At 43.2% G+C, this 16,169-nt stretch carries 13 protein-coding genes; 4 read left to right on the forward strand and 9 right to left on the reverse strand.

The features are described 5' to 3' along the window. Positions 1 to 179: 179 nt before the first annotated feature. Both V7K53_RS17065 and hetZ read right to left on the reverse strand, forming a co-directional pair. Entirely contained in the window at positions 180 to 1,157 is a 978-nt protein-coding gene (locus V7K53_RS17065) for a PatU (RefSeq protein WP_335198671.1), read from the reverse strand. After that, on the reverse strand, positions 1,150 to 2,355 hold the full coding sequence (gene hetZ, locus V7K53_RS17070; protein ID WP_335198672.1) for a heterocyst differentiation protein HetZ: 1,206 nt from the start codon (positions 2,353 to 2,355) through the stop codon (positions 1,150 to 1,152). Before hetZ ends, V7K53_RS17065 begins: the two co-directional genes overlap by 8 nt. 203 nt (positions 2,356 to 2,558) lie before the next feature. Between hetZ and V7K53_RS17075 the strand changes: the two genes are divergently transcribed. Beyond that, positions 2,559 to 3,032: a hypothetical protein gene (locus V7K53_RS17075; RefSeq protein ID WP_104910017.1), complete on the forward strand. Its 474-nt coding sequence runs from the start codon at positions 2,559 to 2,561 to the stop codon at positions 3,030 to 3,032. Between the two features lie 550 nt (positions 3,033 to 3,582). Here the strand turns inward: V7K53_RS17075 and sds are convergent. Continuing rightward, on the reverse strand, positions 3,583 to 4,554 hold the full coding sequence (sds, locus tag V7K53_RS17080; RefSeq protein ID WP_335198673.1) for a solanesyl diphosphate synthase: 972 nt from the start codon (positions 4,552 to 4,554) through the stop codon (positions 3,583 to 3,585). Positions 4,555 to 5,521: 967 nt separating this feature from the next. Between sds and V7K53_RS17085 the strand changes: the two genes are divergently transcribed. After that, complete coding sequence (locus V7K53_RS17085) at positions 5,522 to 5,674, forward strand: hypothetical protein (protein ID WP_257236030.1); 153 nt, start codon at positions 5,522 to 5,524, stop codon at positions 5,672 to 5,674. 72 nt (positions 5,675 to 5,746) lie between these two features. Here the strand turns inward: V7K53_RS17085 and murI are convergent, their stop codons facing one another. From murI to V7K53_RS17110, 5 genes are all read right to left on the reverse strand, one after another. Further along, positions 5,747 to 6,613, reverse strand: a complete 867-nt coding sequence (murI, locus tag V7K53_RS17090) for a glutamate racemase (protein WP_335198674.1) — start codon at positions 6,611 to 6,613, stop codon at positions 5,747 to 5,749. Between the two features lie 129 nt (positions 6,614 to 6,742). Next, positions 6,743 to 8,644, reverse strand: a complete 1,902-nt coding sequence (locus tag V7K53_RS17095) for an N-acetylmuramoyl-L-alanine amidase (protein WP_335198675.1) — start codon at positions 8,642 to 8,644, stop codon at positions 6,743 to 6,745. Then, positions 8,641 to 8,796 carry a hypothetical protein gene (locus tag V7K53_RS17100; RefSeq protein ID WP_322690425.1) on the reverse strand — a complete coding sequence of 52 codons (156 nt, stop codon included), beginning with the start codon at positions 8,794 to 8,796 and terminating at the stop codon, positions 8,641 to 8,643. The genes V7K53_RS17095 and V7K53_RS17100 overlap by 4 nt, the downstream gene beginning before the upstream one ends. Before the next feature lie 356 nt (positions 8,797 to 9,152). Next, positions 9,153 to 11,030: an N-acetylmuramoyl-L-alanine amidase gene (locus tag V7K53_RS17105; protein WP_335198676.1), complete on the reverse strand. Its 1,878-nt coding sequence runs from the start codon at positions 11,028 to 11,030 to the stop codon at positions 9,153 to 9,155. A 622-nt stretch (positions 11,031 to 11,652) separates the two neighbouring features. Further along, positions 11,653 to 13,131: a cation:proton antiporter gene (locus V7K53_RS17110; protein WP_335198677.1), complete on the reverse strand. Its 1,479-nt coding sequence runs from the start codon at positions 13,129 to 13,131 to the stop codon at positions 11,653 to 11,655. A gap of 325 nt (positions 13,132 to 13,456) precedes the next feature. Between V7K53_RS17110 and V7K53_RS17115 the strand changes: the two genes are divergently transcribed. After that, the gene (locus V7K53_RS17115; protein ID WP_335198691.1) at positions 13,457 to 14,200 is read left to right on the forward strand and encodes an SIMPL domain-containing protein; all 744 of its coding nucleotides are present in this window, start codon (positions 13,457 to 13,459) and stop codon (positions 14,198 to 14,200) included. Between the two features lie 146 nt (positions 14,201 to 14,346). Here V7K53_RS17115 and V7K53_RS17120 read toward each other — a convergent pair whose 3' ends face one another. Next, a complete protein-coding gene (locus V7K53_RS17120) occupies positions 14,347 to 14,709 on the reverse strand; it encodes a single-stranded DNA-binding protein (protein ID WP_069071395.1) in 363 nt (120 codons plus the stop codon). A gap of 373 nt (positions 14,710 to 15,082) precedes the next feature. Here V7K53_RS17120 and V7K53_RS17125 point away from each other — a divergent pair, with 373 nt between their 5' ends. Continuing rightward, positions 15,083 to 16,090 (forward strand): rod shape-determining protein, encoded by a 1,008-nt coding sequence (locus V7K53_RS17125; protein ID WP_194040314.1) that lies wholly within the window; start codon positions 15,083 to 15,085, stop codon positions 16,088 to 16,090. The last annotated feature ends 79 nt before the right edge of the window (positions 16,091 to 16,169 follow it).

The following is a 16,169-nucleotide window of genomic DNA, read 5'->3' on the forward strand; positions in this document are numbered from 1 at the left end:
AAATTCTCAATATCTCCATGTCCCCATATTCCCGTGTCCCTGTGTCTTTGTAATAACTGCTTCTCGTAGACACCCTAATGACCGTTTATTGAAAAATAGGATAAGCTTCAAAACCAGGAAAATCCTCTTAATATATATCGGCGTTGATTGAGATAGTGTGCTAGCGGTGGAAATTTAACCTAAATCGTGGGATTAATCACAAACAGCAACGACTGTTCGTCTATTTCTGGAAATTCAACTTCCAGGGTATAAGTTGGGTTAAGTTGCTCGCAGCCTAACTCTACATTTAAGTATCCCGAAGTCGAAGATGTTGTCATTGCTAAAGTGCCACTTCCTCGTAGCGTCAAAGTTCCTTTAACAGGTAACTCAGCTTGAACAAGCAACTTCGTAAGTTTACCTAGAGACTGGTATTCTACTCTGATGTTCAAAGCACCAACACTGGTTAGCCATTGTCTTTCTACTACCGGGCTGGTTGCTGAAACTGGTAGAGTCAGATTTTCTAGCAGTTGTTTAGCTGCTAGCAACGACAAGGCCATCTGTTGACGCGGTTGTAAATCTGAGTAATCGCTCTGAATAGCGGGCATTGTCTCCAAAGTACTTGCAGACCGGTAGGTGCTTCTTAGCACCAATCCAGCTATATCATTTAGTGCTTGAGACTCATTGGGAAAAAAGTTCTCCACTACTTGAACTAATTTTGCCCCCAACGGCACTGAAGATGTCACTAAAGCCTGACATTGTTCTAGCAATTGCTGGAAAACTCTTTCCGGTAAGCGAGTCGGCAAGGTCAACTTCGACTGTTGTACCATCCATCCCCAGCTAGGAACGAGTGTCATTGACGGCTCATCAACAAAATCAGGATATTCGATTAATTGTGTTTCCCAGGGAAACAACGGTGGGTGCTCTTGGGCTTGTATTTGTAACCGATTCTTAAGGACAGCTTGAAAACGATCTTGCACAGTAGGAATTTCTCCCAGTTGAAAGGTCTGGGGCGTTCCTCTCAATTTTGGCTCGCTGCTTTTTGAAGCAGTGGCTTCCTTGAGGAGGTTTTTTACCCCGTCATTTTCCTCACATTCTACCGATTGCTCGTTATTTTTGACATCATCTGTCAATAACCAATCGAGACACCGGTGTTGTAAGGATTCTGAGTCACTATTCATGAGTAGATGCACCCGATCCGGAAACTAATGAGTTACGAATTTCCCAAGCTTGCTCAAGAATTTTAAACCATCGTTTTTGAAGTTGTGCCATTGACAGCCCTAAAGTTTTTGCTATTTTTTCATCAGCTTGTCCTTGTTGCTTCAACTCTAATAAAGATCGTTGCTTATTGTCCAGCTGTGCTGTGTATACTTGCCATTGCTGAGGAGTTAAACCCAAATTTGTGTGCAGAGAAGCTTCTAGCCACTCGTGAACTAATTCCCAACGGTGCAACAGTGCGAATCGAATCAAATGATACTTAAAGCGCTGCTGCAAATAATCTCTCTGACGAGGGGTTAAACCTAAAACCGATTCAATTTCCTGTGCTGATAAATCCTGGAGGCGAAGAGAAAAGTAATCAGCGCAATCAGATTGTTGTCGTTGTTCGAGATAATTCATTAATTCCGTAACCACAACGGAACGTAAGGTGTCTTCTTCGGGTTCGGGTTCGGCTTGCGTTGCCATTGTGGAGCGCAATTGGTGAATTGCTGGTTCTTCCCAAGAACCGTCACCTTCATTATTGCTACCTTCTGCGGCTTGTTCTATATCTACGCTGGTTTCTGGAGGCTGCTGTTGGGAAAAAGTTTGCGCCCGCAGGATAATTAGCTGTTGCTGACGGCCTGGTAAGGGAATGCGTCGCTTGCCGTAGCGCTCGGTAAATGCCATATACTCGGACAATTCCAAGAGTGTCTGAGGGCGATAAGTAGCACCGAGTTGATTTTCTCGCCGGAAAGCGTTCAACGCCTCCAGATAAAAACTCTGTAAGAAATCTTCAATTATAGTCAGTCGCCCTTGATAACTCAATTGCTTCTGAGGCGGATTAATATATCGATAAATAATTGCACTCAGAGTACTGTGTAATTCGACCCTGCCCCGATTTGAACCTAACTGATAGTACCTGAGACACTGTTGCAGCCGATGCCGAGCCAAGGTCATCGCCGAGCTTTCTACAGATCCAGAAGCTTGGATACGTTTACTCTCATGACAAATCCGGTAGACTTCGGTGGTGATACGTCTTGCTACATCGTGGCAATTCTGTTCCGAAGCTTTAGTTGACTGCTGAAACTCCTTGGACAGGAGTTGAAAGATCGCCTCCACGCCTGTAGAATTTTCTCCCAGAATAGTTGCAGATGGAATAGTTACGGTTGCGGCTGAATTCATAGTCTCGGTTTTCAAAAGACCTAACTTACTTAAATACAACCTGTACGACTGTGGGTTTTGGCTAGTTTGGTTTTACGTATAAGCTAAACGCAGGCCAATCCTATATTGAGGATATGGCTGATTTTATTATTCCCAATTCTGATGGGATTGTTCACACTTGATAGATGTTATTGCCATTACCCAGGAGTCGTATACAAGTCATTATGGATTTAGAAGCACAAATTCAATTGCTGATTGACAATGCACCCCGCGATGGTATGACACCACATCTTGTTGCAGCAATTGCTCCTGCCCTTAGAGCGATCGCTCAAAAATTACGTTACTCCCAGTACTATATTCTCCAAAATTCGGAATCAAGCTGGGTTTTAACTACGTTGAGCAATCGTGCTAATCCAGGATTGGAAAAGCGTGTGATTTACGCTTTCCCTACCATACAGGATGTCTCTCTAATTTCCCCTGCTGGGCTTGACCCTCAAATGCTAGCTAAAATTACTCCTGTCACCCATATTTTGTTCCAAATGGTGGCATTAGAACCCGTAGATAGTATCGTTTTTTTGGAGACGCCGGGTAAGACCACTCATACCGTCGAAGTTCGGCGAACTGAACTGGAAAAACTTATGCAGAAACAGTTACGACAACAGCGATCGCCAAAACAGATACCCCCTGATATTGCATAGAAAAAATTTGGATGTGGGATTTTTTAGATACAATCCCACATCCAAAATTTTAAATCTCAAATTTCTTTAAAAAAGTTTTCTAAATCAGTAAAAAAAGAAATTTTTTCTTTTCGTTACACCATGCGACTGACTCAACTTTCGGTGAAACCTAAAATTGATTAAAAAATAGTTATCAGTGAACATTTTTCCGTTTTCAAATTTTAGTTTCCTAGTGAAGCAGAGTTTTATACTTAAGAAGTTTCACATAAAAAATATCCCATTCTTGATTATGAGGTGCCCAGTAACCAAAAGCGAGCAAGTCTTTAGAGTGAGCGCTCAGTCAAACACTATTCACTCCACGAGTAGTAGTAATTTATTTTTTGGAAATCCCTAAGAACCTCTAAAAAGCTCCACTTCTACCTGTTAAATAAGTGGATTGAATTAAACATAAAATTGCTTTAGTGCATTAAAGCGTTAACACAACACAAAATTTCAGGTTTTCGGTGCGTTACGTTAGCCACAACACACCTACATCTAAATCCCCATTTTCTACCTGAGAATGATAACTGATTTAATAGAGGCGACTCAGTGTGTATTCAGCTATGTTAATCAGTGCCTGGTGGGATTCTGAGAATGGGAGAACTGCAAGATGTTCAATTGCCAACTTAGCATGGTGAGCAGCTAACTCTCGCGCCTGCTGTATACCTTGACTATCTTGAATCAGTGCTAGTGCTTGCTCTAAATCTCCTTCTTGAGCAAACTCTCGTTCAATCAACACTTCCAAAGATGGTTTTTGGGCTAGAGCAAATAAAACGGGTGCAGTCAGATTACCACTTTTGAGATCCGACCCCACTGGTTTACCCAAGGTATTTGTTGTACTGGTGAAATCTAAAATGTCATCAACAATTTGAAATGCTATACCAAAATGACGACCGTAGCTATACAGATGCTCAACAGTTTCTCGCGAGACTTCACTAAGTAATCCAGCAGCTTTAGAACTATTGGCAATTAATGAAGCTGTTTTGTAGTAACTCTTCTCAATGTAAGTTTCAATAGAGATACCAGCATCAAAACGATTTAGTCCCTGCTGAATCTCCCCAGTAGCCAGATCCATAATGACTTCTGAGAGGAGTTTCACTACCTCTAAATTGTCCAAGTTTGCTAAATACCAGGACGATTGGGCAAAGAGAAAATCTCCTGCTAAGATGGCAATGCGGTTCCCGAACAAACTGTGAACGGTAGGAACGCCTCGCCGCACGTCTGATTCATCTACCACATCGTCATGTACCAAGCTTGCTGTGTGAATCATTTCTGTAATCTCAGCAAGGCGGCGATGACGCGGTGTGATATCTTGTTCTAACATTGTTGCCCGCGATATTAGCAGGACAATTGCTGGTCTGATACGCTTTCCCCCAGCTCCGAATAAATGTTCGGCTGCTGCAAACAGAATGGGGTGGCGATTTCCAACTAGCTGTTTTAGGTTATCTGCTAGTAGTCGCAGGTCTGCTTCCACAGGGGTAAACAGGGAGGTGGCTGGGGTCATGGATGGGCGGACTCTGACTTAGGTTACGAAAGTTTACATATCCTATACTCATTTTAAGATAACCCTGTGCCAGCGCAAAGTTTTCATAAGGTAATCCCATTTTTATGAGTCTATGGGTGATAATTAGGGTTACTAAGGCTTCTGTCAATAAGCAATTATACTTAACTTGTGGCTACTGAAACTTTAAACTAACTTAAAACATGAATTCTCAGTATAAGGGATAAATATAAGATTAAATTGTGTTAAGTAGTTTCTCATCTTACCTTTCTTGCCACAGTTCTCAAGATAGTTTAAGCAATATTACTTATTGACAAAAACGAAGCGATTTAAATTAGTAACCAAGAGGTAAGGCTAAATTTCTCCAGATTAAGGTGTAGCTCTTCAAAAAATTTGAAATTTAGCAGCCGAATAAGCTCAAAATTCAGGGTCGTTGTGTTACGCTAAAATATAGGAATTTTAAATTTTGTAAGATATTCACACCCAAAGGTTAAGTCAGCTACTAGTTGATTTTACTGAGTTGGTGTTGTGAGTCTAAAATAAATATTCGTCGGTTAGATTAAAGGAATAAATTCTTTAATTTTTCCTACGATAGGCAAAACTCCTGGTTTGGAGCTGTGTGATATCCCTATGGGAAGCCGCTACACGTACTCCGCGCACGTAGAGCGCAAGCATTGCTCTTTTCACAGCAGTTTGAGCAAAAATAAAGCAGATCGAGTAGACCGCTGAGAATCGTAGTTTTAGATTGCTAAACGGCAAGCTAACTGCTGTGGGATCTATGGTCTGCAAGAAGTCGCATTAGCTCATAAATTCTTTGTCCGTAGAGGATTTTATCTCTATAGGTAATTTTACCATAGGAAACTACAGTCATCAAGAATGCACTTGTTTGGCTGAGGTTCTACTAATTTTATGGAATTTTATATTCGTTTAGAAGGGTGCTAGTAGAACAATGATTTACGGAAGTATACCTATGATGATTTTTATTTTAGCCTCTGGATATTTGTTCACAGTCTACCTGTTATTAGCACTGGCCAAGCGAACGGGTACAAAGACTGTTCCTACAAGTTTCCCTTCATCTACCGAAGGAAAACGCAAGCAGGAGATATCAGTTAATAGTCAATAGTCATTTGTCCATCGTCCTTCGTCATTTGTTTCGATAAATGACTAAGGACGATGGACTACGGACTAATTAGTTTTATTGGAGTTGGGAAATAGCTATATCAGTGAAGGAAACCTCTTCAACCATTGGGGTATAGCCTAGCCACTGCACTCCTGACTGGGAAAACTGTTGCGGACAACCGCTGACGGCGAAGCGAGTTGGTAATGGTAGATGAGTATTTCTTAAGCCTAGTAAGTCTAGTTCTTGGGCACAAGCCGCCACAACATGAACAGCTGGATCGACCAACTGGACTTGAGAGGGGAGGAGCGATCGCAGTACTGGTGTAAGGTGTGGATAATGGGTACAGCCGTGAACTAAGGTGTCAATTTCTTGCTCTAATAAAGGCTCTAGGTAGGCTCTTGCCACTTCCGCAGTGTAAGGATCGTGAATGCGGTTTTGCTCAATGAGTGGCACAAACTCTGGACATCCAACTTGCCAGACTTGGACATCAGGAGCAATTTCGAGTATGGCGTGCTTATAAGCATTACTTTTAGCCGTAGCTGGAGTGGCAATTACACCAATCCGCTTTCCTTGCTGCACCGCAGCTTTTGCACCCGGTAGGATTACTCCCAAAATGGGTATGGTGAATTCTTGACGCACGATTTCTAAGGCTAAAGCAGAACTGGTGTTGCAAGCCATAATTACCATTTTTACCTGCTGCTGTTGTAGCCAGGTAATAATTTCACGTGTAAATCGTAAAATTTCTGCTTGTGAACGAATTCCGTAAGGAAGTCTAGCTGTATCCCCAAAGTAAACAATTGATTCATTGGGGAGTTGTCGATATATTTGTCGCAGTACTGTTAGCCCACCCACACCACTATCAAAGATGCCAATTGGGGCACGTTGGGGTTCTCGATCGGAAAAATCGTCAAGATTCCCTTCAAAAATGGAAGATGAATACACAGGCAGATATATATTTAGGTTTTGGGATTTAAAATACAGAATTTAGCAGACAATCTCCAATTTGACCACTAAATTCTGCGCGTAAAAGAAGTTTAAATACCACCTCTTTAATTAGTAATTTGTACTATATTACCTCTGCTGTAAGTATTTTAGAATGCCACGAGCAATCGCTTCTGCCATCCGATTTTGATATTCTCGTGTTCCCAATCTGGGATTATCCTCGTAACCAGTCATATAGCCTGTTTCTACCAAAATTGAAGGCATGGAGCTTTTTCTCAGAACATAGAATCTGGCTTTGCGAGTTCCCCGGTCTTTAATAGTGCCGATGTCCTGGAGAATGGTTTTACGAACTACTTCAGCCAGACCATAACCGCTCTCGTAATAATAGACTTCTAAGCCATTGACATCAGGGCGATTATCAACGGAATTAGCGTGAATGCTTACAAACAAAGTCGCGTTAACTCGCTTGGCAATATCTACTCGTCCCTGAAGTTCTACAAAAAAGTCGGCATCCCGCGTGAGTACAGCTTGTACACCGTTTTGCTCTAAAATTGCTCCTACCCTTTTCCCAATAGGCAGAATTACATCCTTTTCTAAAAGTCCCCCTAGACCAGGGGCACCTGAGTCTTTTCCACCATGTCCTGGGTCAATAACTACTAGCAATTTCCCTCTGGGAGCTGAGGGGCGTGGCTGTGACTGGGAGATTGGACGGGGATTATCTATGGGATTTGGTAATTGACCTTGGTCTGGTAATGGCAGGGGAGGTAAAGCAATGGGCGGTGTGATGCTGCTACTAGAGCGTCGTAATTCTAAAGCTAAAAGCTGGTCGCCAACCTGGTTGAGTTCCCCAATTTGTACTCCAGCGGCTGGTTGAACCAAGACGGTGACAGTGTTGGATTCTTGTGGTTGCAGGCGTACCCGCAAAATCGGGCTATTAGGATTAAAAGTCGGACCTGTGACTTTGGGAGCTAACTTAGCATTGTTAATAGTGATGCGGAACAGACCAGAGGTTCTATCCCAGCCGCCTGTAGCAGATAAAGTTTGGTCGGCTCGAATTAGCAGTTGTGTACCATTATTAGCCAGTTGCACAGACTGAATGTTAGCAGGCGTGTTACTTGGTGCTATGGGACGCGGACTATTACCTCCAGGCAGCTGGGCGACTCCACGACTGGGTAGAACCACAAAACCACCAACACTGCTAGTGGTTGCTCGCCAATTTGGACTATTTTCATCCACTTGTAAAGTCAGGCGAACAACAGATGGGCTGGTTTGCAGCTGGGTGAACTGGATACGGCTAACACCATAGCGATTAATTGACAAATCTCGCTGCTCTAAACTTGGTGATAGAGTTGCGCCAGCAATGTCGATGTTAATTGCCTTTTGATCGTTGCTACGATTTACCTGAATCTGAGGATTACCACCATTGGTACGGACAAAAAAACCATCACCAGTGACTTGTAAGTTCTCAATTTGAGTAACTTTGGCGACAAGCATTCTGTTGTTCCGTGGATTTACAGAGCCGCTTGTCACCACATTGTAAATATTCCTTGGGGGAAATGTTTGTGTAGATGTTCTAGGTAAAGTATCAGTGGCTATAGCTTGTTCTGGTTGCCCTTCAGTGTTTCTTGTCGGTACATTGTCGGCTTCTGGCGTAGGTAATTGCACTGTCCAGCGATCGCCAGTTGTACCTAGAAATTGCACTCGTTTTGGGTCTAAATTATAACCAGGAGTTAGTTCAACAACTATACGCGTTGTTTGTTCGTCAAACTGCCCAACACGAATCGAACGAATTGCACCGCCCACTTGTTGGGTTAGCTGCGGGCGGCCAAATGTGGTTCCTGGTAAATCAATTACCAGACGAGTCGGGTTAAAAATTAATTGTGCTTGAGGTTGAACATCTCCTTGAGTATTAATTTCCAGCTTGTTTTGATTAGCATCAAAACGCCAAGATTCAAGTCTCGCGGCCATTGCCGGCGACGATAGCATGAAGATGGTTCCAATAGTACTGGATAGTAACCAGCGTAATTTCACAGTCTTTTCTCCTGATTCACATTTATGGGAGCCGTCAACATCTCAACATATTGGCTAATCCTCACACCGTCACCGCGCACACTTGAGTTTTGCGCTGTTATTAAGACACAGCTAATGGCGTAAAATATAGCACGCTCCTCTGATTTTGCCATGCCATTAGCCTATATAAATTTGACTGCCAATTTTAGATTTTAGATTCCCGATTTTAGTTTTCTGCCAGACTAGGGTCTTGCTACACTAACACCTGTTGTAGGTGATACAAATCCAAAATCCAAAATTGTTCGACTGAGTGTAGCCGTACCCTCCAAAGAAGCAAGCTACGCATAGCGTTCCGCAGGACAGTCTAAAATCCAAAATTTGTTGAATTGCAAAGTATCAAATGACAATAACAAAGAAGCTACTCTTATTCCGCCGCAAGAATACTTAAATTGTTTTACTACTAAATTGGATAAAAATGATAAAGATTAGATGTACTTACTCAACAATTTAGAAATTTAGGCTAAATTACTTATCTTCTCTTTAGATACTGAAGAACGCCACGAGCGATCGCTTCTGCCATTTGATTTTGGTAAGCTGAAGTTCTGAGCCTAGCCATATCCTGTCGACCAGTCATATAACCCGTTTCCACAAGAATGGAGGGCATAGAACTTTTTCTGAGGACATAAAATCTGGCTCGCCGCACTCCCCTATCTTTGACATTCAGGCTTTGGAGAATGCTGTTATGGACAATGCGAGCTAGACTCAAACCACTGTCGTAATAATACGTTTCCAAGCCATTAACATCGGGACGACTAGCACCTGCTGAATTAGCGTGAATGCTAACAAATACATCAGCATTAGCTCGTTCTGCTAATTGCACCCGTCCTGGAAGGGTAACAAAATAGTCAGAATCCCGCGTCATAATAACCTGTACGCCATTTTGCTGCAAAATCTCAGCAAGTCTCTTACCAATAGGCAAGATAACATCTTTTTCGCGTGCCCCCCCAATGCCAAGCGCTCCTGAGTCTTTACCACCATGTCCGGGGTCAATAATAACTACCACTCGCCCATTGGTAACTCGGCGCTGTGGTTGTCTTAAGGGTTGAGGATTTGGATTGTTTGGGTCAGGGAATGGCCCGCGGTTCGGCGGTGGTAGCCCAGGTAAAGCAAAGGGTGGTCTTCCGGGGAGGGTGACAACTCGCCGAGAACCTTGGATTGGTAGAGCCAAAAGCTGGTCGCCGATTTGCTGGGGTTGCCCAATTTGCACTCCTCCTGCGGGTTGAACTAAAACAACCACTGTATTGGATGCTTGAGGTTGCAGACGTACCCGAAGAATGGGGCTATTGGGAGCAAAAGTAGGCCCTGTAACTCTGGGAGCTAACTTGGCATTGGTAATTGTGACGCGGAAAATACCTAAGGATCTATCCCAGGTTCCCGTAGCAGATAAAGGTTGGTTGCCTCTAATTAGCAGTTGTTTGCCATTATCGGCAAGTTGCACAGATTCAATTGTTGCTGGCGAGTTATTGGCAGATGGTCTATTGGGAAAGGAAACAGCTTCTGACTGATTATCCGAATTATTACTTCCAGGCAATCTGACAACCCGACTAGGTAGAACTATCAAACCACCATCGTTACTATTACTTGCTCGCCAATCTGGGCTATTTTTATCTACCCGCAAAGTTAGGCGGACACCAGGAGGTTGGGTTTGCAATGAGGTAAATTCGACGCGGCGAATACCATGTTTGTTAACGGGTATATTACTCTGCTGCGTCAGACGTGGTGATAAAGATGCACCAGAGATATCTAGGAAGATGGTAGCGCGATCGCGGCTGCGAATTACCTGAATCGGCGTATTACCACCACTGGTGCGAATGAACAACCCATCACCTGTCACTTGTAAGTTTTCAATTTGAGTTGCCCCTCGTGTAGTAGTAGCAACCCTTGAAATATTAGATTGACGTTCTGAGTCTGGGGTAACTACACTGTAAGCACTTCTAGGAGATGAAGCTACTTTTTCGACTTCTGGCGTAGGTAATTGCACCGTCCAGCGATCGCCACTTGTACCAACAAATTTCACCCGTTTGGGGTCTAAACTGTAACCAGGAGTAAGTTCGACAACTATGCGTGTTGTATCTACATCAAACTGTCCAACACGGATTGAGCGAATTCCACCACCCACCTGTTGGGTTAACTGCGGACGACCAAATGTAGTTCCCGGCAAATCAATTACCAGCCGAGTTGGGTTGAAAATTAGTTGTGCTTGGGGTTGAACTGCTCCCACAGTATTAATTTCCAGCCTATTTTGATTGGCATCAAAGCGCCAAGATTCAAGTCTCGCGGCCATTGCTGGCGACGATAGCATGAAGATAGTTCCAATAGTGCTGGCTAGTAACCAATGTAATTTCACAGTCCTTTCTCCTAATTCACATTCATGGGAGCCGTCAATATCTCAACTCATTGGTAAATCATCATCACACCATCACCACCTAAACTTGACTTCTGAATCCCTTGTTTGATTTTTAAGCCAGTATTTAGACACACTTAAATCATCGATCGGGTTTCAAATTAAGTTTAAATCCCCATGCGAAACCTTCCACCTTTACAGGTGGAGAACTTTGACTCCCAATAAAGCTAGAAAACTGATAATTGATAGCTGTTTACTGATAAGTGTTTGTTCTTTGTTGCCATCGATGCACTGAGTAAATAATTCCCATTACTGTCAAACGATCTAGCAAGATTTATGAGTGTTATTCCCTGATTATCTGGAAAATATTCAGATAAAGGCTCACAAGCCGAGGGAAACTAGAAATTAAGTAACATTCTGAAGGCTGGTAGAAATTATAAACAAATGATTATTCTACAATCACACGGGACGGAGATTTGAGGATAGAAGTTTCCACTGCACAATTGGGGCAGGGGAGAAGAGGAGCAGAGGGGCACAGGGGCAGGGGAGATTATATTGAACAACGTTTCTTCCTTATCTCTTCCCAATGCTCAATGCCCAATTCCCCATTCCCCATTTGCAATAATTAACGATCGCCAGAATCTGGAGTTACTCCCAAATTGCTGCTGTCATTTGATGCTGGCACCCTCGACTGAGGTGTTTCAATTACCAACGAAGTCCCAGAGGAACCGTCTAAAATTAGTTGCTCTGAGCTTCCGTCCACGGTTTTTGGGTCTGGAAACACAAATCGTAACAATGGAGGAGCTAAAAAGGTTGTCAAGATAACCATCATGATAATTGCTGCCCCTAATGGTTTCGAGAGAGCGCCACTGGCAGCGCCGACACCAGCAAACACTAACCCAACTTCGCCTCTAGGAATCATCCCCACACCGATCGCTAAACGGTTGATTTCCGGTTGACCAAACACGCTTAAACCTGTGATTACTTTACCGAGAATGGCTACTGTAATCAGGAAAGTTGCCATAATTAGACCTTCTCGATTGTCGGGAATTGCTGGGTTTAACACTCCCAAATCGGTTTTTGCCCCAACAGTCACAAAGAAAATTGGGACTAACATATCAGCAATGGGACAGACTTGCCTTTGCAGTTCTTTACGCTTATCTGTTTCTTCTAGAACTAAACCAGCTGCAAAAGCTCCCAGAATTGCTTCTAAGTGGATGACGGCGGCAAGGTATGCCATCGCAAAAGCGAAAATGAATGCTGGGATTACCAGTCCACCGCGTGTTTTTAGTTGATCGGCGATCGCTACAAAGGACTTATTGAAAACATTGCCTAGTAGGATTGCTCCCAAAATAAAACCAGTGGCACTGATAATCAAATAAATGACTTTGCTGACATCCACCACGCCGTCTTTAGCTAAACTGGCAACTACCGCTAAAACGATGATCCCTAGTACGTCATCAATTACAGCAGCACCCAAAATAATCTGCCCTTCTTTAGAATTGAGTCGCCCCAGTTCTGAAAGAACTTTGGAAGTAATACCAATACTAGTAGCAGTCAAAGCCGCCCCTGCAAAAATTGCGGGTACAGCCCCAATCCCAAACAAAGTCATCAGCCCCACAGTACCAGCCGCAAAGGGTACTACTACCCCAACTACTGCGACAACAGTGGCTTGGATACCAACTGCCATTAAATCTTTTAAATTCGACTCCAAGCCGATTTCAAACAGCAGAATAATCACACCCAATTCTGCCAGAACGGAAATGACCTCGGACTGGGCTGCAAACACCGCTGGAGTGGCTTCAGGCGTTAAACCAGCAGTAGTTTGAAGGAAGGACATAATCAAAGAGTTAGAACTGTCTGTGCCGCCTTCTGGAAATACCAAAAGGTGGAAAACAGAAATGCCAACTACTACACCGCCAACGAGTTCACCTAAGACAGGCGGCAAACCCACTTGGTTTGATAACTCTCCACCAACTTTACTGGCGAGATAAACGACTACTAAGCTTAGTAGCACTGCTTCGACTACCATTGAACTGTCTGCGGCTTGTGTTGCGCTGGCCAGCAGAGGAAAAGAGAAGTTGATTGGATCTAACAAATGCATTAGGTTCTCTGAAAATCCTTCTCTTTGATTCTGACGCGTTTCTGAAAAACATCCTATGGTGAAGCAGTCCGAATTCAAAATGAATACGGCGTAAAGGTTTCATTTACGCTGTGCAGTACTAGTGTAATTTTTTTAGTTTCAAAAAATGTAACCATTTCAGCTTTTGACGATCGCAGTGTCAAAGTAAGAACATACAAATCGTATCTAGCGATCGCACTTGAGTTGTGAAAAACTGATGGTGGCTGTTGGCTCTCAACGACCACCAGAAGATTGCTACATACCTTTATTTAAAACATCTGTGGATACTTTGAGGAGTGCAAATATTATGACTAGAGCCGCTTTACCCGGTTCTCAATTTCCATCGGGAAACTTGTGGAAAATACTGCCTTTAGCAATGCTTGTATGTGCAACTTTTGTACTACCTGCATTCGCACAAGAAAAAGATAAATTGTGGCGAACCCTTAGTGTCAGTGGTCGCGGAGTGGAAACAATTCCGACAACTCTGGCACAAGTCAATTTAGGAGTGGAGATTCAAGGGAAAACAGCCCAAGAGGTACAGCAAGAAGCCGCTCAGAGGTCATCGGCGGTGGTTGCGTTTCTCAAGAGCAAAAATGTTGAAAAATTACAAACTACCGGTATTCGTCTCAATCCGGTTTACAGCTACACCAATAATGTACAGCGGATTACAGGCTATGCTGCCACTAACACTGTGAGTTTTAGTATTCCTGTTGAACAAGCTGGGACATTATTGGATGATGCAGTCAAAGCCGGTGCAACACAAATTAACGGCATTAGTTTTGTTGCGAATGATGAAGCGATCGCAGCTGCTCAAAAGCAAGCATTAAAAGAAGCTACTCAAGACGCGCGGCAGCAAGCTGATGCCGTTTTTAGTGCCTTGGGTTTTAAATCCAAAGAAATAGTCAGCATTCAAGTTAATAATGCCAGTGCACCTCCACCACCACCAATGTTTTTACGGGCTGAGGCTGCGAAATCAGCTGATGCTTCCACCCCTATTGTGGGTGGTGAACAGCAAGTAGAAGCATCGGTGACGCTGCAAATTAGTTATTAGTCATTTGTCATGAGTCATGAGTCATTAGTCCTTTGTCATTTGTGAGGGCAAAGGACTAATAATCAATGCCCACTTGGCATGAGCGGAGCCGTACCCCTCCGGGGAAGCAAGCTACGCGTAGCGTCTGGCAGAGAAGGGATGCCTAATTAAAAATGTTCTGAAGACATATCTCCTGTACCGCCTTCTCCATCTCGCTTAGAGCCTAATAAATCTAGTTGATCTACTCTAATAATTGGTGTAGAGCGGTTTGCTCCTGTTTGGCGATCGCTCCATGTGTCAAACTTTAAGGAACCTTTGATGCCGATTAAGCTTCCTTTACGGACATAATTACCTGCTACCTCAGCCGTCTTATCCCATAACTCCAGCGTGAACCAGTCAGGTTCATCGCTGTTGCGCGAGCGCCTTTTTACCGCGAGTGTCAATCTACACTTCACACTACCGGATTCAAAATATTTTATATCAGGGTCGCCACCGACACGACCAACAAGAGTGACAATATTAATACTCATGTGCGTTACCTTTCAGTACAAACGTACTTAGCAATTTCGACTTTCATCATAGCGAATTGTGAAAGACTTGAAAATATTGTGTTAAACAGTTAACAATATAATTGACTTGAAAATTTATACACACTATTTGGAGAAACACATAAAAATATACGGATATACTAATCTAACCAGAGAATATCAAAAAGTACGGGGCTTGAGACATACTAAATATTCCTGGGAATCATATAAAAATATAGTCTAGTTGACTCAACTCAGGATTAGAACTTTATCAAATCCGGCACAATTAACTATTAACGTTGTAGTCAAAAAGTATCGCACATAGGGGGCTTACAGACGCGTGGGTATTTTTAGGAACTTTCGCACTTCATGGGATATGGGTATCGACCTCGGTACCGCGAACACCCTGGTTTATGTATCTGGTAAGGGTATTGTACTACAAGAACCTTCTGTAGTTGCTATCGATGTCAACGAAAAGGTTGCACTAGCAGTAGGAGAAGAAGCCAAAAAAATGCTCGGTCGCACACCGGGAAATGTGATTGCTCTGCGTCCTTTGCGGGATGGTGTAATCGCTGACTTTGATATAGCCGAACTGATGCTGAAAAGCTTTATTCAGCGTGTAAATGAAGGTAAGTCTCTAATCCTACCCCGAATTGTCATTGGTATTCCCAGTGGCGTTACAGGAGTAGAAAGACGAGCAGTGATGGATGCAGCTCACCAAGCAGGAGCAAGAAAAGTCTATTTAATCGATGAGCCTGTAGCTGCGGCCATTGGTGCAGGACTACCTGTTGCCGAAGCTACAGGCAACATGATCATCGATATTGGTGGTGGGACAACAGAAGTTGCAGTGCTGAGTCTTCAAGGTACGGTAATCAGCGAATCAGTACGCATTGCTGGAGATGAACTGACTGATGCGATCGTTCAGTATATTAAGAAAGTTCATAACTTAGTCATTGGTGAACGTACTGCCGAGGAAATCAAGATTCGGCTTGGTTCTGCCTATCCGACTAATGATGATAATGACGCGATGATGGAAGTCCGAGGCTTACACCTGCTTTCTGGTTTACCGCGAACTGTAACCATCAAAGCCCCAGAAATCCGTGAAAGTATGTTGGAACCGCTATCAGTAATTATCGAAGCTGTGAAGCGGACACTAGAACGCACACCGCCAGAACTGGCAGCAGACATTATTGACAGAGGTATTATGTTAGCCGGTGGCGGTGCTTTGCTCAAAGGCATAGATACCCTCATTAGCCATGAGACAGGGATTATTACCCATATTGCTGCCGATCCTTTGAGCTGTGTTGTGCTGGGAACAGGTCGTGTGTTAGAAAACTTTAAACAGTTGGAACGAGTTGTTACCGAAAGCTCTCGCAATATGTAACAAAAAAAATATCAGAATTGAGTTCTATTTGAGTTCTATTTGGGTTCTATATAAATAGAATCCAAGTAGAACTTAATTT

The sequence above is a fragment of the Nostoc sp. genome (assembly GCF_036917355.1).
GTDB lineage: Bacteria > Cyanobacteriota > Cyanobacteriia > Cyanobacteriales > Nostocaceae > Nostoc.

Coding starts and splice junctions, on each gene's coding strand:
- V7K53_RS17065 (WP_335198671.1), bottom strand. CDS start 1,157: ATGAATAGTGACTCAGAATCCTTACAACACCGGTGTCTCGATTGGTTA.
- hetZ (WP_335198672.1), bottom strand. CDS start 2,355: ATGAATTCAGCCGCAACCGTAACTATTCCATCTGCAACTATTCTGGGA.
- V7K53_RS17075 (WP_104910017.1), top strand. CDS start 2,559: ATGGATTTAGAAGCACAAATTCAATTGCTGATTGACAATGCACCCCGC.
- sds (WP_335198673.1), bottom strand. CDS start 4,554: ATGACCCCAGCCACCTCCCTGTTTACCCCTGTGGAAGCAGACCTGCGA.
- V7K53_RS17085 (WP_257236030.1), top strand. CDS start 5,522: ATGATGATTTTTATTTTAGCCTCTGGATATTTGTTCACAGTCTACCTG.
- V7K53_RS17100 (WP_322690425.1), bottom strand. CDS start 8,796: ATGGCAAAATCAGAGGAGCGTGCTATATTTTACGCCATTAGCTGTGTC.
- V7K53_RS17110 (WP_335198677.1), bottom strand. CDS start 13,131: ATGCATTTGTTAGATCCAATCAACTTCTCTTTTCCTCTGCTGGCCAGC.
- V7K53_RS17115 (WP_335198691.1), top strand. CDS start 13,457: ATGACTAGAGCCGCTTTACCCGGTTCTCAATTTCCATCGGGAAACTTG.
- V7K53_RS17120 (WP_069071395.1), bottom strand. CDS start 14,709: ATGAGTATTAATATTGTCACTCTTGTTGGTCGTGTCGGTGGCGACCCT.
- V7K53_RS17125 (WP_194040314.1), top strand. CDS start 15,083: ATGGGTATCGACCTCGGTACCGCGAACACCCTGGTTTATGTATCTGGT.